Below are 3,341 nucleotides of genomic sequence, written 5' to 3'. Positions count from 1 at the left end.
CCGTTCGGCAACGCCAAGGCGCGCGCGGTGGTCTGGAACTTCCCGGACGGCATTCCGCAGCACCGCGAGCCGCTCTACTCCAACCGGCCCGATCTCGTCGCCAAGTACCCGACGCACGACGACAAGAAGGCGTTTTGGCGCCTGCCCACGCTCTACAAGACGCTGCAGGACAAGAACAAGGACATCGGCAAGGAGTTCCCGCTGATCATGACCAGTGGCCGCTTGGTCGAATACGAAGGCGGCGGCGAAGAAACGCGCAGCAATCCGTATCTCGCCGAGCTGCAGCAGGAGATGTTCGTCGAGATCAACCCGGCCGCCGCCAACGACCGCGGCATCCGCAACGGCGAAGACGTCTGGGTCAAGACGCCGACCGGCGCGCGCCTGAAGGTCAAGGCACAGGTCACCGAGCGCGTTGACCGTGAGACGGTGTTCTTGCCCTTCCACTTCTCGGGCCACTGGCAGGGCGTGGACATGGCGCCCTACTACCCCAAAGGCGCCAAGCCGGTGATCCTTGGCGAAGCGGTCAACACCGCCACCACCTACGGCTACGACAGCGTGACGATGATGCAAGAGACCAAGACCACCGTGTGCCAGATCGAGCGGGTTGCCGCCTGAACGACCTCGCCACACACCGGAGAAAAACATGGCAAGAATGAAGTTCATTTGCGACGCCGAACGCTGCATTGAATGCAACGGCTGCGTCACCGCCTGCAAGGCCGAACACGAGGTGCCCTGGGGCGTGAACCGCCGCCGCGTGGTCACCCTGAACGACGGCGTGCCCGGCGAGCGCAGCATCTCGGTGGCCTGCATGCACTGCTCCGACGCGCCCTGCATGGCGGTGTGCCCGGTCGACTGTTTCTACCGCACCGATGAGGGCGTGGTGCTGCACGACAAAGACATCTGCATCGGCTGCGGCTACTGCTCGTATGCCTGCCCGTTCGGCGCGCCACAGTTCCCGACCAACGGTAACTTCGGCCTGCGCGGCAAGATGGACAAATGCACCTTCTGCGCCGGCGGACCCGAGGCCAACGGCTCCGACGCGGAGTTCAACAAGTTCGGGCGCAACCGCCTGGCCGAAGGCAAGCTTCCGGCCTGTGCCGAGATGTGCTCGACCAAGGCACTGCTCGGCGGCGACGGCGACGTGGTGGCCGACATCTTCCGCACCCGCGTGCTTCAGCGCGGCAAGGGCTCCGAGGTGTGGGGCTGGGGCACGGCCTACGGCAAGCCGGCCGGCGGCGCGGCGCAACCCAAGTCGGAGGTGATCAAGTCATGAGTCGCATCGATGCGGGCAAGACATGGAGCGGCGCGCTGTGGCTTGCCGCAACGCTGTTCGCGCTGGCTGGTTGCAGCGAACGTCCCCAGGAAACCGAGCGTGCCAGCAGCGCCAAGAAAGTGGATGCCAAGGCCTGGGAGGGCGCGAGCCCGGTCTACAACTCGCCGGGCTGGAAGACCGGCGACCGCAGCAGCTGGGAGGCCGAACTCAAGGCGCGCAACCAGGCTCAGAACGAATATGTACGCACGCGCTAAAGCGGCATGCCCGCGGGGATCGCCATGACGCAACGCATCGTTCAACTCCTGCTCGCCGGCTGCCTGAGCGTGTTTGCCGGCCTGGCCGGTGCGCAGGCCTCGCCAGCGGTGGACCCGGCGGCCAGCGCCTCCGCAGTCACACCGCAGCTCGATGAGAGCAACGCGCAACGCGCCAAGAGCCAGCCGCTCAACAACGCGCCGTTCTGGCGTGGTGTGCGCGAATCGGGCAACCAGCCCGGCATCACCAACCTGCCCGGCGCCGAAAATGGCGTGCTGATCCAGGAGATGGTGGAGTACCCGTTCATTCGCTTGACCAGCGCCGGCGAGGCCTGGCGCCAGGTGCGTAACCGCTGGATCCTTCCCTATGGTGGAGCGCTGCTGCTGATCGTGGTCATTGCGATCGGTCTGTTCTACAAGACGCGCGGCCCGCTCACTGTCGGCGCACCCGACACCGGCCGCAAGATCGAGCGCTTCACCTACTTCGAGCGTGCCGCCCACTGGAGCAACGCGATTGCGTTCTCCGTCCTCGCCATCTCGGGCATCGTGATGGCGTTCGGCAAGTTCATCCTGCTGCCGCTCATCGGCGGCGCGCTGTTCGGCTGGCTCAGCTATGCGCTCAAGAACCTGCACAACTTCGCCGGCCCCGTTTTTGCTGTCTCGCTGGTGGTGGTTTTCTTCACCTTCCTGCGCAGCAACTGGCCGAACAAATCCGACCTCGTCTGGCTGCGCAAGGGCGGCGGCCTCTTCAACCACGAGCACGTTCCATCGGGTCGCTTCAACGCCGGCGAGAAGCTGATCTTCTGGGGCGGCGTGTTCGCGCTCGGCATCGTGGTGGTCGGTTCCGGCCTCGTGCTCGACAAGCTGATCCCGGGGTTGGCCTACACCCGCGGCGACATGCAGATCGCCAACATGATCCACGGCGTGGCCACGGTGCTGATGATGGCGATGTTCCTCGGCCACATCTACCTCGGCACGCTCGGCATGACCGGCGCCTTCTCGGCCATGCGCACCGGCTATGTCGACGAAGCCTGGGCGCACGAACACCACCAACTCTGGGCCGACGACATCGCGGCCGGCAAGATCCCGTCGCAGCGATCGGCGCCGGGAGACGCCCGTCACACCGCAGTGCGGGCTTGAAGGCTTAAGGAAACAGCACGATGAACAAGCTCCTGTCCCGCGGCGCCGCACTGTGCGCCGCCACGCTGCTCGCAGCGTCCGGGGTCGCGCTCGCCAAGCTGGCCGGGCCCACGCCCGAAGCCAAGGCCAAGGCCGACGAGGCCAAGGCCAAGGCTGCCTGGACCGACAAGGTCGGCGCCTTCCAACTCTGCCAGGTGCAGGACAAGGTCGCGGCCAAATACGCCAAGACGGCTGCGAGCGGCGCACTGCCGGCGACCGCGACGCCACCGCCTTGCGCCGACCCTGGCCCCTATGTGCCGATGGCCGCCGCTTCGGCCCCGCCGTCGGCCGCCGCGTCGGCCCCTCCGCTGGAGGCCGCGGGTGCCCATTCGCCGACCAAGACCGCGACCGGGCCGCCGAGCGGCAAGGCCACCGCCGCCGAGCAGCAGGGCAGCCCCAAGAAGTAGTTGCCCCGATGGGGCGGGGCCTGCCTCGGGCGGGCGTGCTGATTCCCCTTGACGGGCCGCCGCGTGCGGCCCGCCGTCATCATCAAGGGTGTTCCTGCCGACCATTCGCCTACACGACGCCCTCCGATGACGCCTCCCTTGCCTCGCCTGACTGCGGCCCGAGCGCCGCAAACCCACAGCATCAGCGTGCTCGACGAGCATGGCCAGCGCCAGCAGGTGTCGATCCCCGCC

The 3,341-nt window shown here is 67.0% G+C and carries 5 protein-coding genes; all 5 read left to right on the top strand.

Annotated features, from left to right (window positions below; all coding sequences use genetic code 11):
• Positions 1-615, top strand: a 615-nt coding sequence (locus RMO12_RS08550) for a formate dehydrogenase subunit alpha (RefSeq protein WP_309638963.1), incomplete at its 5' end; no start/stop codon positions are given.
• A gap of 28 nt (positions 616-643) precedes the next feature.
• Entirely contained in the window at positions 644-1,273 is a 630-nt protein-coding gene (fdh3B, locus tag RMO12_RS08545; protein ID WP_309638962.1) for a formate dehydrogenase FDH3 subunit beta, read from the top strand.
• Complete coding sequence (locus RMO12_RS08540) at positions 1,270-1,527, top strand: hypothetical protein (protein WP_309638961.1); 258 nt, start codon at positions 1,270-1,272, stop codon at positions 1,525-1,527. Before fdh3B ends, RMO12_RS08540 begins: the two co-directional genes overlap by 4 nt.
• A gap of 24 nt (positions 1,528-1,551) precedes the next feature.
• The gene (locus tag RMO12_RS08535) at positions 1,552-2,664 is read left to right on the top strand and encodes a formate dehydrogenase subunit gamma (protein ID WP_309638960.1); all 1,113 of its coding nucleotides are present in this window, start codon (positions 1,552-1,554) and stop codon (positions 2,662-2,664) included.
• Between the two features lie 20 nt (positions 2,665-2,684).
• Positions 2,685-3,110, top strand: a complete 426-nt coding sequence (locus RMO12_RS08530) for a hypothetical protein (protein ID WP_309638959.1) — start codon at positions 2,685-2,687, stop codon at positions 3,108-3,110.
• Positions 3,111-3,341 lie beyond the last annotated feature (231 nt).

Source organism: Methylibium sp., from assembly GCF_031393925.1.
Classification (GTDB): Bacteria; Pseudomonadota; Gammaproteobacteria; order Burkholderiales; family Burkholderiaceae_C; genus Methylibium.
Note: the sequence above shows the minus strand (reverse complement) of the source record. Positions and strands in the feature narration are given on the sequence as shown.

Coding starts and splice junctions, on each gene's coding strand:
- fdh3B (WP_309638962.1), top strand. CDS start 644: ATGGCAAGAATGAAGTTCATTTGCGACGCCGAACGCTGCATTGAATGC.
- RMO12_RS08540 (WP_309638961.1), top strand. CDS start 1,270: ATGAGTCGCATCGATGCGGGCAAGACATGGAGCGGCGCGCTGTGGCTT.
- RMO12_RS08535 (WP_309638960.1), top strand. CDS start 1,552: ATGACGCAACGCATCGTTCAACTCCTGCTCGCCGGCTGCCTGAGCGTG.
- RMO12_RS08530 (WP_309638959.1), top strand. CDS start 2,685: ATGAACAAGCTCCTGTCCCGCGGCGCCGCACTGTGCGCCGCCACGCTG.